Consider the following 23954-nt stretch of genomic DNA (forward strand, 5'->3'; position numbering starts at 1 on the left):
CTGCTCCTCAGCCGATCCGAACCGAGGTGGTCTCGATGCCGTTGCGCATGTAGCCACCGCCGTTCCAGTTGGGCTCGGCTGGCTGGGCCAAACCGTCGTTGTTCGTGCAGCGCACCATGATCCGCGCCTCGCCGCGTGCTGTGGGCGTGAAGCCCGCCTCCCAGCGGCGAAAGCCGTACTTGCCCTCGTCCGGGCCGAGGGTTGCGGGCTGCCAGGAGGCACCGCCGTCGGTGGACACGTCCACCGCTTGCACGCCGGTCGAGCCGCCGAAGGCGATGCCGCGCAGCGGCGCGGGCGCCCCCATCGGCAGGCCCGCGCCGTCCCGGAGGTTGGTGACGAAGGAGCGCGGTACCATGCGGTTGATCGGCACCGTCCCGAAGCCGGTTTGGCCCGGGCGCACGTTGGCCCCGGGGGTGTCGGGGATGCGGTAGGCGGTCTTCATCCAGTAGTTCTCGTCGGGTCCGTCGAGCACCTCGATGCTGTTGAGCGCCTTGACCCAGTAGGTCGAGAACCAGCCGGGCACGATGAGGCGGATCGGGAAGCCGTGGTTGAGCGTCATCGGCTCGCCGTTCATGAGGTAGGCGATCATCACCTCGCCGTCGCGGGCGTGGTCCAGGGCGAGGGACTTCATGAAGTCCGGACCCTCCTGTACCACCGGCTGGTCGAGCGCCCCAAAGCGCACGACCGTGGCGCCCGCCCGGACGCCGGCACGGTCCAGAACGTCGCGCAGGCGCACACCCACCCACTTGGCGTTGCCCATGGCGCCATTGCCCCACTGGGCGCCGGGCACGCGCGGCTGGAACAGGCCGCGGGAATTGCCCGAGCACTGGTTGACCGCCGCCAGTTCCACCCGCGGCAGGTTGTACAGCTCCCGTAGCGTCAGGGAGAGCGGCGCGTTGACGTGGCCCTTCACCTCCAGGCGGAAGGCGTTCACGTCTACCTCGGTCGGGATCACCGCCCAGTGCCAGCGCACGTAGAAGCGGTTGTTCGGGGTGAAGGTGCCCTCGTCGAACACTTCGAAGGGCGTTTCCAGCAGCGGCGGGCGGGTGCGCTGCAGGATCATCGCGCCCTTCTGCGGGTAGTCCGTGATCAGGGGCCGTACCCCTCCGCCGCCGGGCAGGTTCAGATCCACCTCGGCCGCTCGGGCACCGCTGACCCATGCCGCGGCAAGGGCGGCCGCGCCACCGAGCAGGTGCCTTCTGCTGCTTGTCATCCTTACTTCTCCCCTGCCCTTCGCATCGAGAACCCGGTGACCAAGGTGCGTATTCCTGGATCGACGGTCCAAGTCATGATGGCGATCGGAGTGATCGCTTTGGCTGAACAACGCTCCACCCGTGGGATCATCACGCATCGCGATGGAACTGATCGGTGCACGGTGTTGGTCACGGCGGCACCCGACCCCGAGCTTAGGCAGGCCGAGGAACGGAGGATTCCATGACTATCGAAGCGCCTGCTGAGCCCCGCACGATCCGCGAGGTGGTCGGTCTGTTCGACACCTACCCCGCGCTGGAGCGGGCTGTTGACGAACTGCTGACCTCGGGCTTCGCGCGATGCGAGCTGAGCCTGCTGGCCGAGGCTGGAGCCGCCTCGGGCAAGACGTCCGTCGAGCTGGCGGACGATCCCGCGGCGCCGCGCACGGACCATTTCTGCACCGAGGCGCTGGGCAACGCGGAGGGATCGCTGATCGGCGGCTTCGCGATCATCCCGGCGATGAGCGGGGGTGGGGTTGCGGCGGCAGCGGGCGCCACCACCCTGGCGGCCGCCGGTGTCGCCGCGGCCACGGGCGGGGTCGGCGCGGTGCTGGGCACCCTGTTGGCCGTGATGCTGGCCCGCCGCCGCGCGACGGACCAGGCGCAGCAGACAGTCGAGGGCGGGCAGCTGCTCTGGGTCCGTACCCGATCGCCGGAACTGGAGCGGCGTGCCCTCGACATTCTGGAGCGGAACGCCGCCCACCACGTCCACGCGCACGACCTGCCGGTCTGACGTGGAGGCGGCCCAGGCGGCCAGTTGGCCACCGGGCCGCCCGCAGTGCGTCCGCATCAGCCGCCCGGCGACAGGGTGCGCGCCACCCGATTGCCAGCGCGGTCCACCACGGCGATGCCGAGGTCACGGTTCAGCACGTAGGCGCGCGCCCCATCGCGCGAGAAGACAATCGCTTGGCGCGGCTCCTGCAGCCCTGTCACCGTTGCCACCACCGCCCGGGTGCCGGTATCGATGACGGAGAGCGAGTTGTCCTGGAGGTTGCCCGAGTAGACGTAGCGCCCGTCCGGCGTCAGGGCGGCGCCGTAAGGGTCGCGGCCCACCGGCACCTCCGCGGCGATCCGCCGGGCGGCCACATCCACCACGGACACGGTGTTCCGCCCGCTGTTGGCAGCGTAGATCGTGCCGCCGTCGGCGGTGACGGAGATGGCGCGCAGCTTGTCGAAGCCGGTGATCTCGCCTGTGATCCGGTTCGTCGCGGTGTCGATCAGGGTGATCTTGTCGCCGAGAAAGTTGGTGACGAAGAGCGTCCCGCCGTCCGGCGAAAGGCGCACGCCTTGGCGCGGCTGGGCGAGACCGGTCACCACCGCCTCCGCCCGCCCGCTGCGCGTATCGAAGACGGAGACGGTGCTGGCAGCCTGATTGTTGACGTAGAGGCGCGCGCCGTCACGCGAGAGGGTCGTGCCGAAGGCGCCGGCACCGGCCGCAAGGGTGTCGACCTGCCGCAGCGTGGCGGTCTCGAAGACGCTTACGCGCCCGGTTCCGCTGTCCGACACGTAGAAACGGGCGCCGTCGGGCGAGAAGACGATGTTGCGCGGCGTGGTAAAGCCCTCCAGCCGCTGCCGCACCCGCCCTGCGGCCATGTCGTAGACGATCACCACCGGGTCGTCGCTGTAGGAGACGACGGCCGTTCCCTCGTCGGGGCTGAGGGCGAGGGAGTTATTTTTGATACCTCCGTCGAAGCCGGCGGCGAGGGCCGGCAGCGCCGCGGCAAGCAGGAAGCCGGCGGCAAGCAGCAGGGCGCGTGGACGCGCGAGGCGAGTGGTCATGGCGGGGTTCCCGTTCGTATCAGAGGCTCGGTGCCGGACGCCCGTTCGGGGCAGCCGGGGTGGTCAGGACCTGGCGGTGGACGGCCTCGGCCAATCCCAGCAGCGCCGGGCGGTCGATCCCCTGGGCGAGCACGGCGTAACCGAAGCCGCGATCCACCCACCAGAAGCCGGAAACGCCGCCGGCGGCGTCGTCGGTGAAGCGGAAGGCGGTCTCGCCCTCCTCAGCGCGGTCAGCGCGCAGGTAGAGGGTCAGCCTCGCCCCGGCGGCGTCCTCGTACATGAGCTGGGCGGCAGGGTCGCCGCCAGCACCGGGCAGCAGTCGGCCGCCCATCAGGCGGTAGCCTTGGGCTGCCAGGTTGGGCGCGGAGACGGGACGCGACAGGCGGTTGGAAAGCCAGCGCAGCAGCAGATCCTCCTGCTGCGCCGCCACCTCCACCGGACGCCGCGCGTCGGCCACGAAAACCAGGTGGGCAGCGATCGCCTCGGCCACCATGGGACGAGGCCCGGCTTGGGCCACCACCGGGCGCGGCGCACCGGCGGGGACGAGGCCGTGCCCGGCCCAGCCCAGCCCCGCGCCGAGCACTACCCAGGCAAGGACGGCGGCGGTTCGGCGCCAGCCCTGGGCCCGCGCGTGGTCCTGCTGGGCCTGAATATGCGCCACCCGCAGTCGGGCCGGGATCGGCGCGTCGTGGGAAGGCCGGAGCGCCGCGCGCAGGGCCTCGCGCTCGGCTGCCATGGCACGGCAGCGCGCCGCCGCCTCGGGGTTGGCTTCTAGCCAGGCCTCGATATCGCGCTGCCGCCCGGAGGGCAGCCGCCCGTCGATCCAGGCCTGCAGGTCGTCCTCGGTGACCGGGAAAGACCCAATCGGGGTCGGATCGTGCGTCACTTCACCCTCCGCAGGGCCGGACGCGCGGGCGCGTCCTCGCCCTCGATCAGCCGATGCAGCCGCGCCCGTCCCCGGCTCAGCCGCGACATCACCGTGCCCAGCGGCACGCCGAGCAGCCGGGCCGTCTCCTCGTAGGAGAAGTCTTCGACGCCTACGAGGAGCAGCACAACGCGCTGTTCCTCCGGCAGGGCGGCCAGCCCGGCCAGGGCATCGCGCCAGACGAGCAGGCTCTCCGCTGCGGTTCCGGCGGCCTCGTCGGCGAATGCCTCCCCGGTATCCCCCTCCACGGGCACGACGTCGCCGCGGCGTCCTGCGCCGCGACGGCCATTGAGGAACAGGTTGTGCAGGATGGTGAAGAGCCAGGCCCGCAAGTCGCCTTCTGCCCGGCGCAGGTGCCAACGGGATAGGGCTCGCTCCAGGCAGTCCTGCACGAGGTCGTCGGCCGCCGTGCCGTCCCGCAGCAGGGCCCAGGCGAAGCGTCGCAGCGCCGGGATGTGGCGCTCGATCGCGTCGGCCGTATCGGCCGCCCTGCCTCGCCCGAACATGGCCCGGATCAGCCCGGCAGGTTCGGATCGACCTGCCAAGTCTCGCTCACCAGCCGGCCCTCGCGGTAGGTCATGACGTAACGTACCTTGACGGTCATGCGGCCAGCGAAAGCCACGTCGGCGACCACCGTCTGCCCGCGCGGGTTGGCACTCTCGAGCACCTGACCGACCCGGGTCTGCATGGGCCCCTGCGCCGCGATGAACTTGCCCCAGACTCCGCCGATGGCGGCCTGGCCGGCATAGCGACCATCGAGCGGGCCACCGACCCACTCCAGCACGGCGTTGTCGGCGTAGCTGCCCATCACGGCCGCGGTGTCACCCGCCGCGATAGCCGCGATGCGGCGCTGGGCCATGTCCGCGGCAGGGCCGGCCTGGGCGGGACTGGGCAGGGTGGCGCAGCCCGTTCCCAGCACGAGGGCACCCATGGCCAGAAGACCAAGGGAGCGGCGGCGGGGATAGAGCATCGGCAGGGTGCCTCGCATCGGAGTTGATGCCGGTAAGACACCGCTCGCGGCCGCTTATTCCCGTGGGTTCCAGAAAATCTCACCGACCTTCAAGGGCCTCGACAGGCGTGTTCATGACGAAAGCGCAGGGGGTTGGTCGAATCTTGGTTGTTGACGCAGATGCAGGAGAACCACATAGTATAAACGTTTCTACATTCGCGCGGGGTTTGCTATGGTCATCACGACCCTCACCAGTCGGGAGTTCAACCAGGACACCGGGCGGGCCAAGAAAGCTGCGGGTCACGGACCTGTCGTCATCACCGACCGAGGTCGACCGGCGCATGTTCTGCTGAGCTTCGAGGATTACCAGCGCCTCCGCGGAACCCCTGCTGGGATCGCCGACCTGCTGGCGATGCCCGGCGGCGAGGACATCGACTTCGACCCCGCGCTGGTCCGCATCGGCTTGCAGCCTGCCGATCTGGCTTGATGTTCCTCCTCGACACCAATGTCGTCTCGGAACTGCGCAAGGTCCGGTCGGGAAAGGCCCATCCTGCCGTATCGCGTTGGGCCGACGGCGTGGAGGCCGCGAGCCTGTTCCTCTCGGCCATTACGTTGCTTGAGCTTGAACTCGGCGTTCTGCAGGTTGAGCACCGCGATCCCGACCAGGGAGCAATGCTGCGACGCTGGCTGGACGAGCAGGTCCTGCCAGCGTTCCAGCCACGGATCCTGCCGATCGACTACCGCGTGGCGCGACGGTGCGCGCGGCTACATGTGCCGGATCCCAAAGCCGAACGCGATGCGTTGATCGCGGCAACCGGTCTGGTGCACGGCTTTACGATCGTCACCCGGAACACGCGGGATTTCCTGGCGACCGGTGTCACTCTCCTGAACCCATGGATGAGCGAGGAAGCCGGTTAGCCCCTACCTCGACCGTTGGCTCGTCTGACCGTTACCTACCCCCCGGGGCGTTATTGTAAGATATCTGCGGCTCAACGGCCGCTCAGCGGCCGCTCAAGGGGCTGGAAAGGTGGCTTAGCGCCCCAGACTGGCGCTCTCGTCGCGCCATCGGCGGGCGTGGCGCGTCGGCGGATCAAGGTTGAAGTACCTCGTCCATGCCCCTTTCCGGCCACGACCTGATGCTGGGTAGGGTGGTGAACGATCATTCCGACTAACCGGGCAGCACGTCCGTTTCTGCCCAGGGTCTGCGCTAGGCTCCCCTGATAGGGGCGTAGTGCAAAGTGGGGTCGCGAGCGGCAGTAGGCGGCCCCATCCGGGTCATCCTCGTTCGCGTCGAAAGGCCAGTATCTCGTGGCCTGTTGCGATGAAGCGCAAAACGAGGGCCAGATGACTTCAGCATCAAACTACAAGGATTCTGGCTCTTTAGGCCTTTCTCGGGCATGCTGCGGAATAGAAGCAACGCCGTATGCCCCATGCGCAGGGGCAGGAGCCCCGTGGAACGCTAGGATGGTCCGCCCCCTGACCGACAGAACGGCGAGCATGGCCAAGTTGGATGCGCCGCTGCCGCCAGGCTTCATGGATGCCATTCAGCAGCTTGTGGACAGTCGCAACCGGCAGGGTGGCCCTGACCACAAGCGCCTCTATGCGCGCGACCTTCATGAAGAGGCGATTGCCGAACTGATCCAGCGCGTTGAGGCGGGGGAGCAGATCCTCTTTCTGGCACCCCCATCAGGCAGAGCGCGAAAGTCACTCTGGCTAGATGAGAAGCTGAAGGCTGGGGTGGATCACCTTGCCAACGTGCATAGCGTCACCAGGGCAGCTGTCGTGATGACCGCCTTCCACAGCTATCTCGGTCGACTTGGCATGCTGCAGCGAGTGCTGGCCGCCTAGCTTCCATCTTTTTGCGGAGCGTTATGGCTGGACTTTATCCGCCGGTTGCCCGCAATGTTCATCGTCCGGACTCGTCCGCCAACGCTTCCGGGCAATTCTTCAACCGTCCTGTGAGGACACAACCTATAGCGCGCTAAAAACGAAAACGGCCGGTGCCGCCAAGCACCAGCCGTATCGCACTGAAAAACTAAATTGGGACCACTGTCAGCCCCCAATTTAGGATTGAGCCCGCCCTTCGTCAAGCGACACTTCGCTTGGCAACGGAGAAGCTTTGTCGACGGTGCGACTGCGCGCTCGCGAGGAGCGAGCTATGCCGAGAGTAGATTCTGAGGTCCCCCTGCACCCGAAAACCGGGCGTCGGGTGGTGACCAAGGCCGAGTTGCAGGCCACCGCCGGCCTGAGCGGCATCCTGGAGGAGCTGGACCGCGGCCGGGTCCTGTCCGCCTTCAAGGCGGCCGTACCCGCCATGGGCTTCCCGCGCTGGGTGCCCGGCACCGTGGACACCTTCTTCCGCTACAGCCGGAAGGCGGACTGGCAGGCCGGTTGGGCACGGGTGGTGTGGCCCTCCAACGAGGAGCTCTGCCGCCACCTCGACCTGTCCCTCAGCGGCCTCAAGAAGCGGATTCGCAAGCTGATCGACCTCGGGCTGATCCGGGCGATCGACGTCGGCACCGGCAAGCGCTGGGGCCGGCGCTGCCCGCGCACCCAGCAAATCCTGCAGGCCTGCGGCTTCGACCTGAGCCCGGTGGGCGAGCGGATGCCCGAGTTTCTGGCCGCTTCGGCCGAGTACGAGGCCCTGCTGCAGGAGGCCAAGGCGCTACGCGCCCAGTGCAGCGCCTGGTCGCGGCGCGTGCTGTCCATGACCGACCACGGCATCGAGAACGGGCTGCAAGGAGGCGACTGGCTCGTCTGGGCCGCCGAGGCGAAGACCTTGGCGCAGCCGGCCAAGGGCGTCTCCGATCCTCGGCGCCTCGTGCCGATCGAGGCGCGTCTCAAAGCTCTGCACTACCGGGTAGCCGATGCCATCCAGGCTTTTGTCGAGCCTGTGGAATGCGTTGATAAGGAACCCCAGGGTTCCCTGACGGACACCCTTATTACAACTACTACTGAGACCATGATTGCTAAAGCAATTGCACGGGAAGGCTCTCGCCCGGCTCAGGAGGAAGGTGGAGTGGGTGGTGAGGTCGGCACTCCGACACAGCCCGTCGTAGCAGCCACCAGCGCGGCGAAGGACGACCTGCTCCGCGGCTTCCCGATGAACCCGGAAGTGCTGTTGCACCTCGTCCCTGCCTACCGGGATTGGGTGAGTTCCTCGCGGCCGGACTGGTCGGACGTCGAGAAGGCCAGCCAAGTGGTGAGGCAGCACCTGCAGATCTCGGCGCACACCTACGGACAGGCGCAGCTGGTGCTGGGCGGCCGGGGCGCGGCGATCGTGGTCGGCACCATCGCGACCAAGCACGCGGCCAAGATGGTTCATAACCCGACCGGCTACCTCCGGAAGATGGTGGAGCAACACCTCAAGGGTGAACTGCGGCTCGACAAGACGCTGCACGGCCTTGCGGACATGGCCGGGCGGCCGGGTAAGGCGACTCGCCGAGGACAGGTGGCGCAGGGCAGCTTCGGCCGGCTGCTGGGCTGATTTCCGTGCTGCCACGCAGGATTCACCCGACCGCGCAAAGCCTTACGGCGCAGGCATTCCGCGAGTCATGGAGCCTCATCTCGCGGCTTTGCCAGCGCGCAGCCTGGGAATCAGTTCTTGTTTTGTTCGAGATTCGCCCGATAGGGTGGCGGCATGGCCGACCATTTTCCGAACGAATCCAACGAGAACTCCCTGACCCCCGCTCGTCCCGAGGAGGTGGCCGAGGCACTGTCCTACGCACTGCGCTACGACGAGCGAGGACGGCCAAGGCCGCATGGTGGCGAGATGGTCGCGGGATTGGCGGCGCAGCACCTGACCCAGCATCTGGAGCGGGCCGGTTTTGTCCTGATGCGCAAACCCACGAGGGGGCGTCCGCACAGTGCGGGGTGACTCGGGCAACGCCCGTCGCTTCGTCGCTGTGCAGCTGCCGTGGTTGGCGGTGGACGCGCTTCGGCGCCGCGAGCCGAGCCTCGCGGGCCAGGCGATCGCGACGTGGCAGGCCGTGGGCAACCGGCGGGTGTTGGTCTGCGTCGACGCCCCGCACCTGCACGCAAAACAGGCCCTGGCCGATGCCCAGGCCATGCTGCCGGACCTCGTGCTGCGAGCCGCCGATCCGCCCGGTGAGGCGGACCTGTTGCAGCGCCTCGGGCACTGGGCGCTGCGCTTCACGCCGATCGTCGCACTGGATGCCCCGAACGGGCTGATCCTCGACGTTTCCGGCTGTACCGACCTGTTCGGCGGCGAGAGGACCATGCTGGCCGAGGTGGAGCGCTGTTTCGGCCGGGCCGGCTACCGGGCGCGAGTCGCGATGGCCGGCAACGCCGATGCCGCAGCGGCCATGGTCCGGGCCGGGTTCAGCGGCGTGGTGGTGCCCGTCGGCGGCGATCTGGCGGCGATCGGCGCCCTGCCGGTCGCGGCGCTCCGGCTTCCCGGCGAGATCGCGACCGGCCTTGCCCGGCTCGGGCTGCTGACGGTCGGCGACGTGCTGCGCCAGCCACGGGCGCCATTGACCCGGCGGTTCGGCCGGCCGTTGCTCGACGCGCTGGACTTCGCTTCGGGGGCAAGGGCGCGGCCGCTGACGCTGGTGCGGCCACCCCCTGCCCTGCTGGCGGTCCGCGCCTTTCTGGAGCCGATCGTCACCCGCCCGGCGATCGACCGCGCCGTAGACGCGCTGCTGGACGAGCTGTGTGCCACGCTCGAGGAGTCGGGTAGCGGCGCCCGGCGCCTCAGCCTTCTGGCCTTCCGCGTCGACGGCGATGTCCAGGAGGTGGCCCTTGGCATCGGCAGCTCCTCGCGTGACGCCGCCCACCTGCGACGGCTGTTCGCCGAGCCGCTCGGCACCCTGCAGCCCGACCTCGGCTTCGAGCGCATGATCCTGCGCGCCACAGAGACCAACGCCCTACAGGCCCGCCAGCTGATCGGCAGTCTTGGTGTGGCCGCCCTGGCAGGGGAACAGCAGCGGATGCTGTCGGAGCTGATCGACCGCATCGGCCAACGTGCCGTGGTGTGGCGCGTGGCAGCCACCGGTAGTCACTGGCCCGAGGACTCCGTGGCGATGGTGGATCCCTACGCCACGCCGGAGGAGCCGGACGTGTGGGAGGATCGCCGCCGACCGGTGCGTCTGCTGCCGCAGCCCAAGGAGCTCGCCGTGCTGGCGGAGGTGCCGGACGGCCCCCCTGCCCGGCTGCGCCTGGACGGCCGGGTTCACCGTATCAGGCACGCTGCCGGGCCGGAGCGGCTGGAGCCGGAATGGTGGGGCGACAAGCACGACCGTCCACGGCGGGACTACTTCCGGGTCGAGACCGAGGAGGGCAGCCGGCTGTGGGTGTGCCGGCTCGGCATGGATCTCCCGTCTGCCCCGGCCCGCTGGTTCCTCCACGGCGTCATGAACTGATCGCGCGGTGTCCGTTGCCTACGCGGAGCTCGGCTGCCGCTCCAACTTCACCCTGCTGGACGGCGCCTCGCATCCCGGCGAGCTGGTGGTCGCGGCGTCGGTGCTCGGCCACGCCGGCGTGGGTATCTGCGACACCAACAGCCTGGCCGGCGCCGTGCGCGGCCACGTCGCCGCCAGAGAGGCCGGCATCGCCTACGCCGTGGGCTGCCGCCTGCAACTGGAGGATGGTGCAGAGTACCTGGTGTGGCCAACCGATCGGGCATCGTTCGGCCGCCTGACCCGGCTGCTGTCGCTCGGCCGCATGCGCTCGCCCAAGGGCGAGTGCGCCCTCACCCGCGACGAGATGATCGGGCACGCGGAGGGCTGGTGCATGGCCGCCGTCTCCCCCGTCCGCCCGAACGCCGCCTTTGCCGACCGCCTGCGGGCCGATGCCCCGGCACTGCGCTCCCGGCTGGCGCTGCCGCTGCTGTGCACGGCGACGATCCGCTTCGACGACATCGACGAGGACCGGCTGGAGGCGCTGGCCGAGATGACCGCCTTCGCCCGTGTGGATCTGCTGGCGACCAACGACGTGCGCTACCACGTCGCTTCTCGGCGCCGGCTGGCCGACGTGCTGACGGCGATCCGCCTCGGCCGACCGGTGGACCGGCTCGGACCGCTGGCCGAGCCCAACGCCGAGCGGCACCTGAAGGAGCCGGCCGAGATGGCGCGGCTGTTCCGCCGCGCGCCCGCCGCGCCGGGCAACACGCTCCGTGTGCTGGAGGCCTGCCGTGGCTTCTCGCTGTCGCAGCTGCGCCACGAGTACCCCGACGAGATCATCGAGCCCGGCCGCACGCCGCAGCAGACGCTGGAGGGCCGCGTCGCCGAGGCCTGCGGCCGCCGCTTCCCGCGCGGCGTGCCCGCCGACATCCAGGGGCGCATCGACCACGAGCTGCGGCTGATCGAGCGGCTGGACTACGCGCCCTACTTCCTCACCGTGGACGAGGTGGTGCGCTTCGCCCGTGACCAGGACATCCTGTGCCAGGGGCGCGGCTCGGCCGCCAACTCCTCCGTCTGCTACGTGCTCGGCATCACCGCGGTGGACCCCTCCAAGCACGACCTGCTGTTCGAGCGCTTCCTGTCGGCCGAGCGGGCCGAGCCGCCCGACATCGACGTCGACTTCGAGCACGAGCGCCGTGAGGAGGTGATCCAGTTCATCTACCGCCGCTACGGGCGCGACCGTGCGGCGATCGTCGGCACCGTGATCCGCTTTCGCGGCCGCTCGGCGGTGCGCGAGGTCGGCAAGGTGCTCGGCCTGTCGGAGGACGTTACCGGGCGCCTGGCCAAGGCAAGCTGGGGGCCTGAGCGGGACAGCAGCCTCGCCGAGATCGCCGCGGCCGAGGGCCTCGACCTCTCCGATCGCCGGCTCGGCCTGGCGCTGGAGTTGGCCGAGGAGATCCAGGACTTCCCCCGGCACCTCGCCACCCACGTCGGCGGCTTCGTCATGTCGCGCGGGCCGCTGATCGAGATGGCGGTGGTCGGCAACGCCGCCATGGACGGCCGCACGGTGCTGGAGTGGGACAAGAACGACGTCGAGGCGTTGGGCCTGCTCAAGGTCGATATCCTGGCGCTGGGCATGCTGAGCTGCTTGCGTCGAGGCTTCGATCTGCTGCGCCGGCACCGCATCGCCGACCTCGACCTCGCCGATGTTCCGCGCGACTGCCCCGACACCTACGCCATGCTCAGGCGGGCCGACTCCCTGGGCGTGTTTCAGGTCGAGAGCCGGGCGCAGATGAACATGCTGCCCCGCCTGCGGCCCTCGAAGTTCTATGACCTGGTGGTGCAGGTGGCGCTGGTTCGGCCGGGGCCGATCCAGGGTGACATGGTGCATCCTTACCTACGCCGCCGCTGGGGCGACGAGGAGCCGGTCTACCCCTCCCCTAGCGAGGAGCACGGCCCGAAGGACGAGCTCAAGCAGGTACTCGGCCGCACGCTCGGCGTGCCGCTGTTCCAGGAGCAGGCCATGCGCGTGGCCATCGTCGCCGCCGGCTTCTCGCCCGGCGAGGCCGACCAGCTGCGCCGGGCCATGGCCACCTTCAAGTACACGCAGGGCGTGGCAGTATACCGCGACAAGTTGGTCGGCGGCATGGTCCGCCGCGGCTACGACCCCGAACTCGCCGAGCGCGTGTTCAAGCAGATCGAGGGCTTCGGCTCCTACGGCTTTCCCGAAAGTCACGCCGCCAGCTTCGCCCACCTGGCCTACGCCTCGGCCTGGGTGAAGTGCCATCACCCCGCGGTGTTCGCCGCGGCGCTGCTGAACAGCCAGCCGATGGGCTTCTACGCCCCGGCGCAGATCGTGCGCGACGCCCAGCAGCATCGGGTGGTGGTGCGGCGGCTGGACGTCAACGAAAGCCGCTGGGACTGCACCCTGGAGCCGGAGGCCCGCAGCGCCGAGGGCCTCGCCCTCCGGCTTGGGCTCAGGATGGCCGCCGGCCTGTCGGCCGAGGACGGCAAGCGCGTGGCCGAGGCACGGCGGTCCGGCAACGGCTCGCCCTATGCCTCGGTGGACGAGGTGGTGCGCCGGGCCGGGGTCGGCCGCAAGGCGATCGAGGCGCTGGCCGAGGCGGACGGCTTCGCGGGGATGGGTCTCGATCGCCGGGCGGCGATGTGGGACGCCAAGGGCGTCGAGAACGACACCCCTCCCCTGCTGCGCCTCGCCGCCCAGGCAGCGGCGGCCGGTGACCCGCCTCTCCTCCGCGAGCCCTGCCCTGCCCTGCCAGCCGAGGCCGATGGGCAGTCGGTGGTGTTGGACTACACCGCGACCGGGTTAAGCCTACGGCAGCACCCGGTTGCCTTGCTGCGGCCGAAGCTTCGAGAGCTTGGATGCCAGGATACCCGTGACCTCGAGGGCATGCGCGCCGGGCAGCGGATCAGGCTGGCGGGCATGGTGCTGATGCGGCAGCGACCCGGCACGGCCAAGGGCATCGTGTTCATTACGGTCGAGGACGAGCACGGCACCGCCAACCTCGTCGTCTACACCGACGTCGGCACACGCGACCGCGCTGCGCTGATCGGCGCCCGGCTGCTGGTAGTCGAGGCGAGGGTGGAACGCGAGGCCGAGCGAGCGGAAGTGCCGATCACCCACCTGATCTGCCGCAAGCTGGAGGATCGCTCCGACCTACTAAGCGGACTGATGCAGGGTGGTGTACCCGAAGGTTGGAGTGACCGAGCTGTTGGCCACGCCGACGAAGTAAGGCGCCCCGATCCAGGATCAGCACGATGTCGGGCCAAGTTACCGTCTAGTCGGGACTTCCACTGACTGCAGGAACGCCACCGCCACTGATGGTGGGGTGGTCACCTAAAAGGTTTTAAATCAGTCCTTTATATTCATGTAGCAAATGCTACACCAATGTAGCATGTTAAAGCCTTGTGTAGCACCATGTAGCAACATGTAGCAACATGTAGCACCATGTAGCACCATGTAGCGTGGTACAACTATTGATAGCTACATGAAGCTACATGTAGAATGCGCTTGCTACATGACGCCTGCCATTGCTACATGTTGCATGGAATGTGTCTGGGCTGTTTGGAGGCAGTATGCCGGTTGTAGTGGTCGCCAACCCAAAGGGAGGAGCGGGTAAAAGCACAACTGCTCTGATCCTGGCGCAAACCTTCGCAGGGATGGGGGCAAGTGTAACATTGATAGATGCTGACCCGAACCGGCCGATCGTTGAATGGCGGTCTGGTCAATCAGCAATCATGTTCGACGTTATAGGTGACATCACCGAGAGCACAGTTATTAGAACGATCCGGGACCACCGTGCGCAACGTCAGTTTGTCATAGTTGACTTGGAAGGTACTGCGAGCAGATTAGTCTCTCGAGCTATCACACAGGCCGATCTAGTTCTCATTCCATTGCAGGCTAGCGGCGTAGATGCACGGCAAGCAGGAAGAGCAGTACAACTCATTCATGAGGAAGAAGAAGCGTTAGGCGACCGCACGATACCCTTCCGTGTGCTGCTCACGAGAACAAACCCGGCCATCACGACGCGGATTGAGAAGGAGATCGTCAGCGCACTTGCAGGTGCTGGTTTGCCGCTGCTCAAGACGCACCTCAACGAACGACAAGCCTTCAAAGCTATGTTCGTCCGCAAGCTAGCAGTGAGTGAGCTTGACCCTACGCAGGTGAATGGCCTTCCAGAGGCCATCCGTAACGCTGAACGCCTCGCCGATGAGGTGGTGGACGTGCTCTCACCGCAGCCGGCTGAAGGCGCCGTGCCATGACCGATGATCCTTTCGGTTTTACAGCCGCGCGAAAGCCCACTACCGCAGACAAGCTCAAAAAGTTTGCCCCCAGCGCTGATAATTCAAGGTCAGAACCCGTTGCGATTGAACGGGCTGATGCGGCGGGCGCAGCGCTAGGCTTCGTGCCGCGAGAGAATACCCGAGCTACAGTGCTGCGGAAGCGAAAAGATATCGGGCCTACAGTCGCCATCAACATGCGAGTTCCCGAAGCCGTAGCTGCTCGTTTCATAAAGTTCTGTGAGGAGCACCGTCTTTCGTATTGGGAAGGTGTTGAGGAACTCATGAAGCGAAACGGCATCACTTAGTAAGTGCTCAGAAGCCTGACTGCAGGCCGCTCTTTCGTCGCCTGCACACCATCCGAACGCAATCTTGCGACGGGCAAGCAAGTGCGGCTACCGGCATCAGGGCCTGGCTTGGGCAGCGGGATGACATGCTCGATCTCGACATGGTCGTCATGCACGATGATGCGCTCGACAACGAGCTTCAAGATAGCCTGCCGTTCGGCGATGCTCGTCGTCTGCAACCGAGCGGTAATCCGTGAGCTGAAAGCCGAAAGGCCTTCGAACGTTGCGAGCGTACGCTGATGCTGTTCCTGCAGGCGCCGCAACTGGGCGTGTTGCTGCTCGGCCAATCTGCGTTGGGTAGCCAGCGCCTCGCGCCGCTCGGCAAGCTCAGAGAGGCTGATCACTTCCGCCTGGTAAGCTTCGACCAAGCGGCGATCGGCACGCTCGATGCGTTCAATCCGCTGATGGATCTGGCTTTGTGCCGAGCGGGGCGCGTTCTCAACCACGCTGGCTTCGGTCGCGAAGCGTTCGAACTGCGCCAACAGCCGTTCAGGGTCGCCGAGCAGGCCGGCGACGTGGTCCCAGACAACCTGATCAAGTGCGTTGGCATCGATACACGCCCGCGGGCATTTCGTCGCACGCGCACGCGTGAGTGGATCCTTCCCCGAGCACCGGTAGTAGCGCCAGGGCCGCCGCTCAGCGGAGCCAGGAAAGACGCAACCGTGGATCCCAAGGCCGCAGTTGCCGCATTTCAGCAGGCAGCGCAGCAGGTAGTTGGTCTTCTTGTTTCGTCGGAAAGACAGCTTGGCGTTGCGCGCCATCTGCGCCTGCGCCCGATCCCAGGTGTCCTGTTCCACGAGCGGTGGCACCGGTATGGCGATCCACTGTTCACGCGGTCGCGCACGCCGGCTCGTTCGCTCTCCAGTGCGGCGCGTCGCCGGTCGGTGGTGCTCGGGCACGACATATTCGTGTCTGTTGACGTAGGCCGTGCCTGCGTACACAGGATCAGAGACGATGTGGTACACGACTGACAGCGACCATAACGCTCGGCCTGACCTTGTCACCCAGGGCCCCTCGTTCAGACGATGGCCGCATTGGCGCACGGACAGCCCCTCATCAGCGACCCAGCTGTAGAGTTGCCTGACCATCGCTGCCTCTGCCTCATCAACGACCAGACAGCCTGGCCGGCCATCGCGGCGGGGTTCGTACCTGTAGCCGTAGGGTGCTTTGGCACCGATGATCTGGCCTTCCCGGGCTCGTTGCAACTTGCCACGCCGAAACCGCTCAGCCAGTACAGCGCGCTCGTACTCGGCGATGGCGCCTTGGATTTGCAGCAGCAACTGGTCGTTCGGATCGTCGGAGATCGGATGTTGCAGGAACATCACCGCGCAGCCAGCACGCCGAAATTCCTCGAGCAGTAGCACTTGGTAAGCGTATTTGCGGGTCAAGCGGTCGGGAGTGAGCACAGCGATGATCTCGACAGCCCCATCGCGGACAGCATCACGCAAGGTGTCCAGGCCCGGACGATCAAGCCGCGCGCCGCTATACCCCTCGTCGCGGAAGACGTGCCCGGCGGCGAGATCGTGGCCTTGCTCGACGGCCCAGGCACGCAGGGCAGTGAGCTGGCTTTCGATGGTTTGCTGACGCTCCTGGCGTTCGGTGGATACCCGAGCGTAAATGGCGGCACGCATGGTTTACCTCCCTGGCTTGTCGTGGGCGACGTCGGGCAGTGGGCGTCGCAGTGGCATCTGGCTGCTGTCGGCGGGTAACGGCGCATCCACCGGTAGCCCGTCCGCCAGGAGCCGGCGGTAGACCTGGTCCAGCCGGCTCGGCCCGTCGCGGGTCCGCAAAGAAATCGATTTGACCGCCCAGCTTGGGCTCTGGGCGCCGAGCCGACCGCGACGCAGCATGGGGCGAAACCTCCGGCAGATCCGCCCGAAAAGGCCTGACCAGGGGCGCAGTTCAATCGGTCGGTAGTCGCCGAGACCGGCGCGACGAAGCCCGGCGTAGGCCAGAGAATGAAACAGGAACGCTGAAGCGTAGCCCGTGGATTGCGTTCGGATGGTCCAGATCCAGCAAGAATGCAATGTCAGTCAGCAGAGCACCCACTTTGCGTTGAAGGTACATAGCCTCACCACTCGACGCCGATTGCGGGCTCAGCCCCTAGTAGCCTCGGAACTCAGCTGCCCCACTTCGCCCATCACCATCGCCTACCAGAACTGCAACTGCCGTATCGTCACTCTGGTATGGCTGCTCTGAGTGTAGCCGCCGGTGGGGCAGAGTGTGCACCACCTAAGCAAAGAAGGCGCTTTCCCCGTTTGCGCCACTTTCCCCGATCCTGCGCCAGACAGGTTCAGGAGACCGCAGGGCGTGGAGAGCAGGAGAGGAGGGGAGAAGCCGCTACCGCTAGCGGCTGACGCGCGACAAGGGTGCGTCGCTGCGCTCCCGGGCCGGGGCAGACCCCGGCCACGCCCTTGTCCCGCGCCCGCCTCGCGGTTGGCGGGTGGAATCCAGGAGAAGGATTCCGAGGGATGAGTGGTCAGGACGAAGAGCTGCAGCGGCTGCGGGAAGGTGTGAACTGCGCCGCGCTGCTGGAACGCATGCCGCCGCCATGGAGGTTGGATAAGGCCGAGAGCACCCGGGAATGCCTGAAGTACCGGCGCGGCCAGGGCGAGATCATCATCGTCAACCACGGCGGCCACGGCTGGTGGGATGCCGGCAGTACCGCCAAGGGCGACGTGTTCGGACTAGTGCAGCACCTGCGACCGGATCTGAACTTTGGCCACGCCCGCAAGCTGCTGCGCGAGATGGTCGGGCTGCAGCCCAGCTTCCCCGAGCACGAGCGGGTGCGCTCGCGCGGGGAGGGGGGCGCCCCGGCCGCCGAGCGCTGGTCGGCAGCCAAGCCGCTCCGCCCAGGCTCGCGCGCCTGGCGCTACCTCGCCGAGGTCCGGCGGTTGCCCGGCCCGGTGCTGCGCGCCGCCGCAGCGGCCGACGCCATCCGGGAGGGCGCCTACGGCACCGCCTGGTTCGCCCACCGCGACGAGGCGGGGGCGCTGACCGGTTTCGACATGCGGGGGCCGGAGTTCCGCGGCTTCGCCAAGGGCGGCGACAAAACCCTGTTCCGGATGCCCGGCTGGATCCCCTCGCGCACGATGCGCCCGCGCCGGCTGGCTGTGGCCGAGGCGCCGATCGACGCGCTCAGCCTCGCTGCCATCGAGCGCCTGCAGGGCGACACCCTGTACGTCGCCACCACGGGGGGCATGGGGCCGGGGTCGGTTCGTGCCCTCGACCTGTTGCTGGCCGGGATGGCCGCCCTCCCGGGTGCCCTGCTGGCCACGGCGACCGACAACGACCCGCCGGGGGAGCGCTACGCCGCCTTCCTGGCCGAGCGTGCCGCCGCGGCGGGCGTGCGCTGCGAGCGCCTGCTGCCACCCGGCGGGCTGAACGACTGGAATGACATCCTGACAAAGGGGAGGGGGGCATGAGTCTCACCACTGAGAGCACCGCCACGGCCCCCAGCGCGGAGGCGGAAGCGCTCGCCTCGGCGCTACACGCCGCCTTCCTCCGGCTACCCCCGAAGCTGCAGGCCCGCTGCACGGTCCCGCCGACCGGCGATGCCGCGATCGACCGGCCGGTGCTGGTCGAGGCCGACAACGGCTCCGACCACTACCGAGGCGTGGTGGTCGCGGGCGAGTGCGACGAGGACGGCCGCTGGCTGCTGGACGACGCCTTCACCCTGCTCAGCCTCGACCACGACGACGGCCCCGAGGCCGCTCTGGTGCTCTGCCACGGATGGAACTGCCATGCCGATCGCATCTGACATCTCCGTCCCCGTCGATCGCGCCCGCCTGGTGGCCGGGCTGACACGCTCCCAGGGCGAGGCCGCCGGCATGCACGGGCCGGTGCTGGTGCTGGCGGGGGCCGGAACCGGCAAGACCAAGACCCTGACTGCCGGCGTCGCCCTGCGCATCGCCGAGCGCGGCATCCCGGCGCAGCGCATCCTGGCCGTGACCTTCACCAACAAGGCGGCCGGCGAGATGCGCGAGCGCATCGTCGCCCTGCTCGGCGGGCAGACGGCGCCGTCCTGGATCGGCACCTTTCACGGCCTCGGCGCCCGCCAGCTGCGGCAGGAGCCGGAGATGGCCGGGCTGCGCGAGAACTTCGACGTGCTCGACGCCGACGACAGCAAGCGCCTGCTCAAGCGCACCATGAAGGCCATGGGCGCCGAGGCCGGCGAGGACGACGGCATGGCCAAGGACCCGGTGAAGGCCGTGGCCGGCCACATCGGCCGCTTCAAGGACAACCTCATCATCCCCGGTGAGGCAATCATCCGGGCCGAGGCGATGCTGGCCTCCAACCCGCTGGCCGACGCCTCCGGGCTGCGCGCCGCGGCGCGCATCTATCCCGAGTACCAGCGTCGCCTGCGCGAGGCCAACGCCGCAGACTTCGGCGACCTGCTGCTCTGGCCCACCGTCGCGATGGGGAAGGACGAGGAGCGCCGCTTGCGCTTCGCCGGTCGCTTCTCCTGCCTGCTGGCCGACGAGTACCAGGACGTGAACGCTTCCCAGTCCCGCTGGCTCCGGCTGATGGCCAAGGACCACGGCGAGATCTTCGCCGTGGGCGACGATGATCAGTGCGTGTTCGGCTGGCGCGGCGCCGACATCGAGCATATCCGCCGCTTCACGCGCGACTTCCGCGGCGCCGCCGTGGTCAAGCTGGAGGAGAACTTCCGCTCCACCGGCCACATCCTGGCCGCGGCCAACGCGGTGATCGCCCGCGACGAAACCCGGCTGGGCAAGACGCTCCGCACCACCCGCGAGCAGGGCCAGCCGATCGAGGTGGTGAAGTTCCGCAACGACGAGGCCGAGGCGATCGGCATCGCCGCCGAGATCCGCAAGCGCGGTGCAGAAGGCGTGCGCTGGCAGGACATCGCCATCCTGTATCGCGCCAACCACCTGTCGCGCGGCATCGAGGAGGAACTGCTGCGGGCCAAGGTGCCCTACGTGCTCGTCGGCGACGTCGGTTTTTACCAGCGTTCAGAGGTCAAGGATGCTTTAGCGCTGCTGCGCCTTGCCACCTGCCCGGACGACTGTCAGTCCGATGAGGCGTTCCGCCGCGCCTGCAACAGCCCGCCGCGCGGCATTGGCCCCAAGGCGCTCGACCTGTTGGAGCGCGACGCCGAGTGGCGGGGTTCCTCACTGCTCGCCGCCTGCCACACCGCCGAGCTGCCGCCCAAGGTCAGGGGGGCGGCTGGAGCCTTCGCCGACGCCATCCGCGCCGTCGCGGCCGACGCCGGAGCGACCGTCGCCGACCGGGTGTCCATGCTGCTCGACTGTACCGGCTACCGGCAGTGGCTGCGCGACAGCCGGGCCGAGACCGTGGAAGGCCGGCTGGAGAACCTGGGCGAGTTGGTGCTGCTGGCCGGCGACTTCCACTCGGCGGCCGAACTGCTGGAGCATGCCGCCCTGGCCAGCGCCGCGCCTAGCGAGAACACCGAGGGGCGGGTGCAGCTGCTCACCCTGCACCGGGCCAAGGGGCTGGAGTTCGCCCACGTCTTCCTGCCGGCGTGGAACACCACCGTATTCCCCAGCCAGTACGGCGAGGCCTCCGAGGAGCGGCGTCTCGCCTACGTGGCGCTGACCCGGGGCAAAGAGCGGGTGTCCGTCACCTACGCCGAGTTCCGGCGCGGCTACGTCGATCCCTCGCCCTTCCTCGACGATATCCCCGCCGACAACCGCCACGAGGGCTGGCTGCGCCCGGAGGCACGCCGGCCAGCGCGGATTTCGCCCCGCCAAGCCGGCATGGACGCCCTCAACGAGATGCTCGCCGGCCTGCGTTCCCGGCCGACGACATGAGCGGGTGCGCCTCGTGGGCGCACCCGCCCTTCCTGTCCACCATCCCACGGAGAAGCTACGTGAACGACAAAGACACACGCGCGAGCCGTCGCGCCCGCTACGCGCTGAACACCACCGGGCTCGGCCGGGTGCGGATCTCGACGTGGATGCCCGACGAGGGGCGCTGGGGCGCGTCGCTGCTGCAGCCTTCCACGACGTCCGGCGCCTCGCGCCAGATCGCGGACCTGGTGACTTGGCTGCCCAACGCGACGGACCGGAAGATGGCGGACGACTTCCTGGACGGCGGGGCCGACGACGTCGCCTGGTTCCACTGCGACCGCGAGGGTTCGCGTTGGACCGTGACCGTCAAGCTCCTCGTCGCTCTAGGCTCGCCGGTGCTGGCGAATTTCTGCCTTCAGTACGCCTCGCCGATGGACGAGATGACCGCCGCGCACCCGCTGCTCGCCCGGTTGAGGAAGCTGCAGAGCTACGACTGGACCACGCCGGAGTACCGCGACTTGTGCGCCGAACTCGGCTTCGACCCCGATCGAGGTCGGCCGCGCTTCGCCCGTCGTCACGAGGAGATGGGCAACGAGATCCTGCACTGGATCGGCACGAACATGGTCGAATCTGCTGGTCGGGCGAGGGGCTTGTCCGTGGAGACGCACCGCCAAAGCCTCGTGCTCGCCGAGAGCATGATGAAGGCGCTGAGCGCGGACCCTGCCTGCCCTCCCGAGTCCCCGCTTTTCCTGGAGGCCAGGATCGAGCACTTTCCCACGGGAGTTCTACCTTGCCGTGACGAGTTCCTGGCACTGCTGGCGAACGGCGACTTGGATGATCCCCTGCCCGTTACCGGAGCGGCCCCGCGTCCGGCAGATCTCAGCGTGCCCATCGTCTTCCTGCCGTCGCGCTACGGCAACGGTGTCAGCAAACAGCTCACGGTCGGCCGGCACTACGACCCCGACCGTTGGGAGGACCTGGGCTACGGCGACCTGCGCGGCGTGGCGCTGCGGCCGACCGACGCGGACCTGAATGCCTTGCCGGCCACCGCGATCGCCCATCGGGTTCTGCTCGACCAGGGTGTCGTGTTCCTCACGCGCGACGAGGCCCTGCACTACCTCGATACCGAGGCCATGTACTGGGCGCACGGACCCCGTAAGCACCTGCCGCTGCGCTTGCCGCGTGATCTGCCGCTGCGGCGCCTGACCTGGCGCGACAAGCTCGCGTGGAAGCTGGGTGAGCCTGTCCTGCCCATCGACCAGCAACTGGTCCGACGCGAGAACCTCGACCTGCACTCCAGGCCAGTGGCGAAGGCGGCGTAACCCTCTGAGTAGGAGGAAGCAGAGGGGAAGAAGGATGGAATAGGGAAGGGAGGAGGGAGAGCCCTGCCACCCTCTCCCGGAGCGCGGCAAGGGTTCGTCGCTGCGCTCCCGCCGCTACGCGGCGCCCTGGCCTCGCCCCGGTTGGGGCGGCCGGCGGGCTGGGTCTTCGAGAAGAAGACTCAGAAGAAGGAAGGGGATCCATGGATCTCGCAGAGCGCATCGCCAGGCGTAAGGGCCGCCGGCAGGACATCGAAGCCGCCGTCGGCCTGATCCTCATCGTCGCCATCCTGCTCGGCGGCGCCGTGCTGCCGGGCTTCCTGGCGCAGCACGCCTCCACCGTCCGCGTGCCGGCCCTTCAGGAGGCCCGCCGGTGAGCCCCGTCATCCTGCCCGAGATAGACGGCCATCTCACCGTCCGGGTGCTGGAGGACGTGATGGCGGACGGCTTCTGCCTGATCCGCACCGACTGCAGCCCGCCCGTCGAGGTCGCCATCGTCCATGACGGCTCCGACCGCGGCATCGGCGAGACCGCGGCCTACGTCGCGCTGCTCGCCCGCTCCCCCGGCATGAAGCGCCTGCTGGACGAGGCCGTGGCCTTCGAGGCCGAGGCATTCGACGAGGATGAGCCGGTGTCGGGCGCCGACCTCGTGCAGTGGTTCGCCGACTGGCGACTGCGGGTTCGTACCCTGCTGACAAAGCCCCTGCCGCCGCTTCTCCCGATACTCGACCCGGACACCTGACGGGCGCCCCGCGCCCTCCCGACTGCCCTCCTCATCCTGATCCGAAAGGAACTGCCATGCCCACTCCGGCACAGCTGCCGCACTTCCTCGTGCTGCGGCCCACCCTCGGTCACGCCTCGCGCGACGGCGCCTACGCGCACATCGAGGCCCTGGTCATGTATACGCGGAGCGAGGCGGTGCCCGCCCGGTACGGCGACCTTCACCCCCTGGTACGCTGGGACGACACGCCCCGCCCGATCCTGCACGAGGGCCTGCGCTGGACGTGTCAGATCGACGACCGCAGCACCGATGCCTACGGCATCCACTACGGCTACACCCCCGAGCACGCCGACGTCTTCACCGCGGCGGATTTCGGCCGCTACGGCAAGTCGATCCCCGCCCTCCGGCGGGCAATGGACCGCCTGCAGGATCAGGAAGGCCGCACCGAGGACGTCGCCCTGCTGCTGACGCGGCTCGCCCGGGTCCTGAAGGTGGGCGGCGTGGTGCTGCTGGAGCCGCGTATCGGCGAGAGCTACTTCGGCGAACACCATCGCATCCGCTGCTCGGCCGAGGCACCGAACCTCGGCCCGATGGTCGCGGGCATCGGCGAGATGGTTCGGGAGCTGCACCGCCACTGCGCCGCGCGCTGTGGCCGGATGGCAGCCTGAGCCGTGGCACGGCAAGCCCCCACCACCTGCTGCCACTGCGGCGAACCGCCGGTGCTGGAACTGGCGCAGGCGTGGTCCGACCACGCTTTCCTGTTGGAGACCTGCTGCCTCACGGCCCATGAGGAGGTGTGCGCCGGCATGGCCGAGGACCCGGCGTGGGCGCGCGACCTGCTGCGCCATCTCGGGGCTGAGGTTCTGCTCGGCCACGGCCTGCGCCGGGTGGCCGACACCGGCTGCGGCCAGCTGCTGCTGGACTGGAACCCCGAGATCCGGCCAGTGAGCTTCGCTCGCGCGGCCGACTTCGTGCGGCGCCACCACACCCACAACGCCGCCCCGACCGCCTGGCGCTACGGGGCCGCCATTACCAACGGGGCCACGCTGCTGGGTGTGTTGTACGGAGTGACGCTGTCAAACCCTTTTTCGAAGGGTGACCGGCCTCTATCCATGAGTCTCTAACTGATGGCTCGGACCAGGCCAAATACTGTGGCGCGGCCTCACCCTGGTGGTGCTCCGATCCTCGGAAGGCCCTGGCCGATGCCCAACGAACACCGTGGGCTTCC

The 23954-nt window shown here is 68.3% G+C and carries 24 protein-coding genes; 18 read left to right on the forward strand and 6 right to left on the reverse strand.

The annotated features are described in order from the left end of the window. Positions 1 to 7: 7 nt before the first annotated feature. Complete coding sequence (locus tag EAH89_RS13120; RefSeq protein ID WP_140883761.1) at positions 8 to 1213, reverse strand: molybdopterin-dependent oxidoreductase; 1206 nt, start codon at positions 1211 to 1213, stop codon at positions 8 to 10. A 221-nt stretch (positions 1214 to 1434) separates the two neighbouring features. Between EAH89_RS13120 and EAH89_RS13125 the strand changes: the two genes are divergently transcribed. After that, a complete protein-coding gene (locus EAH89_RS13125) occupies positions 1435 to 1983 on the forward strand; it encodes a hypothetical protein (RefSeq protein WP_140883763.1) in 549 nt (182 codons plus the stop codon). A gap of 56 nt (positions 1984 to 2039) precedes the next feature. On the opposite strand, the gene EAH89_RS13130 is transcribed toward EAH89_RS13125, so the two are convergent. The 4 genes from EAH89_RS13130 to EAH89_RS13145 are packed head-to-tail and all read right to left on the reverse strand — an operon-like array spanning position 2040 to position 4924. Continuing rightward, positions 2040 to 3029 carry a YncE family protein gene (locus EAH89_RS13130; protein WP_140883765.1) on the reverse strand — a complete coding sequence of 330 codons (990 nt, stop codon included), beginning with the start codon at positions 3027 to 3029 and terminating at the stop codon, positions 2040 to 2042. A 19-nt stretch (positions 3030 to 3048) separates the two neighbouring features. After that, positions 3049 to 3915 (reverse strand): anti-sigma factor family protein, encoded by an 867-nt coding sequence (locus EAH89_RS13135; protein WP_206667547.1) that lies wholly within the window; start codon positions 3913 to 3915, stop codon positions 3049 to 3051. Beyond that, positions 3912 to 4460, reverse strand: coding sequence for a sigma-70 family RNA polymerase sigma factor (locus tag EAH89_RS13140; protein ID WP_140883767.1), 549 nt, complete (start codon positions 4458 to 4460; stop codon positions 3912 to 3914). Before EAH89_RS13140 ends, EAH89_RS13135 begins: the two co-directional genes overlap by 4 nt. A gap of 8 nt (positions 4461 to 4468) precedes the next feature. After that, positions 4469 to 4924 (reverse strand): nuclear transport factor 2 family protein, encoded by a 456-nt coding sequence (locus tag EAH89_RS13145; protein ID WP_241667007.1) that lies wholly within the window; start codon positions 4922 to 4924, stop codon positions 4469 to 4471. Between the two features lie 211 nt (positions 4925 to 5135). Between EAH89_RS13145 and EAH89_RS13150 the strand changes: the two genes are divergently transcribed. The 9 genes from EAH89_RS13150 to EAH89_RS13190 all read left to right on the forward strand — a co-directional run bounded on the left by EAH89_RS13150 (position 5136) and on the right by EAH89_RS13190 (position 14873). Continuing rightward, positions 5136 to 5390 (forward strand): type II toxin-antitoxin system Phd/YefM family antitoxin, encoded by a 255-nt coding sequence (locus EAH89_RS13150; RefSeq protein ID WP_140883770.1) that lies wholly within the window; start codon positions 5136 to 5138, stop codon positions 5388 to 5390. Continuing rightward, positions 5390 to 5821: a type II toxin-antitoxin system VapC family toxin gene (locus EAH89_RS13155; RefSeq protein ID WP_140883772.1), complete on the forward strand. Its 432-nt coding sequence runs from the start codon at positions 5390 to 5392 to the stop codon at positions 5819 to 5821. The genes EAH89_RS13150 and EAH89_RS13155 overlap by 1 nt, the downstream gene beginning before the upstream one ends. A 546-nt stretch (positions 5822 to 6367) precedes the next feature. Next, positions 6368 to 6751, forward strand: a complete 384-nt coding sequence (locus tag EAH89_RS13160; protein WP_140883774.1) for a hypothetical protein — start codon at positions 6368 to 6370, stop codon at positions 6749 to 6751. Positions 6752 to 7115: 364 nt separating this feature from the next. Then, positions 7116 to 8390, forward strand: coding sequence for a plasmid replication protein RepC (repC, locus tag EAH89_RS13165; protein ID WP_161993572.1), 1275 nt, complete (start codon positions 7116 to 7118; stop codon positions 8388 to 8390). 153 nt (positions 8391 to 8543) lie between these two features. Further along, the gene (locus EAH89_RS13170) at positions 8544 to 8780 is read left to right on the forward strand and encodes a hypothetical protein (protein ID WP_140883778.1); all 237 of its coding nucleotides are present in this window, start codon (positions 8544 to 8546) and stop codon (positions 8778 to 8780) included. A gap of 43 nt (positions 8781 to 8823) precedes the next feature. Then, complete coding sequence (locus tag EAH89_RS13175; RefSeq protein WP_140883780.1) at positions 8824 to 10284, forward strand: Y-family DNA polymerase; 1461 nt, start codon at positions 8824 to 8826, stop codon at positions 10282 to 10284. Positions 10285 to 10291: 7 nt separating this feature from the next. Then, complete coding sequence (locus tag EAH89_RS13180; protein WP_140883782.1) at positions 10292 to 13582, forward strand: error-prone DNA polymerase; 3291 nt, start codon at positions 10292 to 10294, stop codon at positions 13580 to 13582. A 278-nt stretch (positions 13583 to 13860) separates the two neighbouring features. Beyond that, positions 13861 to 14547 carry a ParA family protein gene (locus tag EAH89_RS13185; protein WP_140883784.1) on the forward strand — a complete coding sequence of 229 codons (687 nt, stop codon included), beginning with the start codon at positions 13861 to 13863 and terminating at the stop codon, positions 14545 to 14547. After that, the gene (locus EAH89_RS13190) at positions 14544 to 14873 is read left to right on the forward strand and encodes a hypothetical protein (protein WP_140883786.1); all 330 of its coding nucleotides are present in this window, start codon (positions 14544 to 14546) and stop codon (positions 14871 to 14873) included. The genes EAH89_RS13185 and EAH89_RS13190 overlap by 4 nt, the downstream gene beginning before the upstream one ends. Here EAH89_RS13190 and EAH89_RS13195 read toward each other — a convergent pair. Further along, complete coding sequence (locus EAH89_RS13195; protein WP_140883788.1) at positions 14870 to 16543, reverse strand: recombinase family protein; 1674 nt, start codon at positions 16541 to 16543, stop codon at positions 14870 to 14872. The two genes, EAH89_RS13190 and EAH89_RS13195, sit on opposite strands and share 4 nt — an antisense overlap. 840 nt (positions 16544 to 17383) lie before the next feature. On the opposite strand from EAH89_RS13195, the gene EAH89_RS13200 reads away from it, so the two are divergent. The 8 genes from EAH89_RS13200 (at position 17384) to EAH89_RS13230 (ending at position 23850) form a co-directional block, all read left to right on the forward strand. After that, positions 17384 to 18337: a DUF3991 and TOPRIM domain-containing protein gene (locus tag EAH89_RS13200; RefSeq protein WP_241667008.1), complete on the forward strand. Its 954-nt coding sequence runs from the start codon at positions 17384 to 17386 to the stop codon at positions 18335 to 18337. Beyond that, the gene (locus EAH89_RS13205; RefSeq protein ID WP_140883790.1) at positions 18334 to 18672 is read left to right on the forward strand and encodes a hypothetical protein; all 339 of its coding nucleotides are present in this window, start codon (positions 18334 to 18336) and stop codon (positions 18670 to 18672) included. Before EAH89_RS13200 ends, EAH89_RS13205 begins: the two co-directional genes overlap by 4 nt. After that, on the forward strand, positions 18656 to 20707 hold the full coding sequence (locus tag EAH89_RS13210; protein ID WP_140883792.1) for an ATP-dependent helicase: 2052 nt from the start codon (positions 18656 to 18658) through the stop codon (positions 20705 to 20707). The genes EAH89_RS13205 and EAH89_RS13210 overlap by 17 nt, the downstream gene beginning before the upstream one ends. A gap of 59 nt (positions 20708 to 20766) precedes the next feature. Beyond that, positions 20767 to 22008: a hypothetical protein gene (locus tag EAH89_RS13215; protein ID WP_140883794.1), complete on the forward strand. Its 1242-nt coding sequence runs from the start codon at positions 20767 to 20769 to the stop codon at positions 22006 to 22008. Between the two features lie 200 nt (positions 22009 to 22208). Further along, complete coding sequence (locus EAH89_RS31230; protein ID WP_161993573.1) at positions 22209 to 22382, forward strand: hypothetical protein; 174 nt, start codon at positions 22209 to 22211, stop codon at positions 22380 to 22382. Continuing rightward, positions 22379 to 22747, forward strand: coding sequence for a hypothetical protein (locus EAH89_RS13220; RefSeq protein ID WP_140883796.1), 369 nt, complete (start codon positions 22379 to 22381; stop codon positions 22745 to 22747). The genes EAH89_RS31230 and EAH89_RS13220 overlap by 4 nt, the downstream gene beginning before the upstream one ends. Before the next feature lie 56 nt (positions 22748 to 22803). Then, positions 22804 to 23394 (forward strand): hypothetical protein, encoded by a 591-nt coding sequence (locus tag EAH89_RS13225; protein WP_140883798.1) that lies wholly within the window; start codon positions 22804 to 22806, stop codon positions 23392 to 23394. Between the two features lie 3 nt (positions 23395 to 23397). Then, on the forward strand, positions 23398 to 23850 hold the full coding sequence (locus EAH89_RS13230) for a hypothetical protein (RefSeq protein WP_161993574.1): 453 nt from the start codon (positions 23398 to 23400) through the stop codon (positions 23848 to 23850). Positions 23851 to 23954 lie beyond the last annotated feature (104 nt).

The sequence above is a fragment of the Muricoccus nepalensis genome (assembly GCF_006438825.1).
Lineage (GTDB): Bacteria > Pseudomonadota > Alphaproteobacteria > Acetobacterales > Acetobacteraceae > Roseomonas > Roseomonas nepalensis.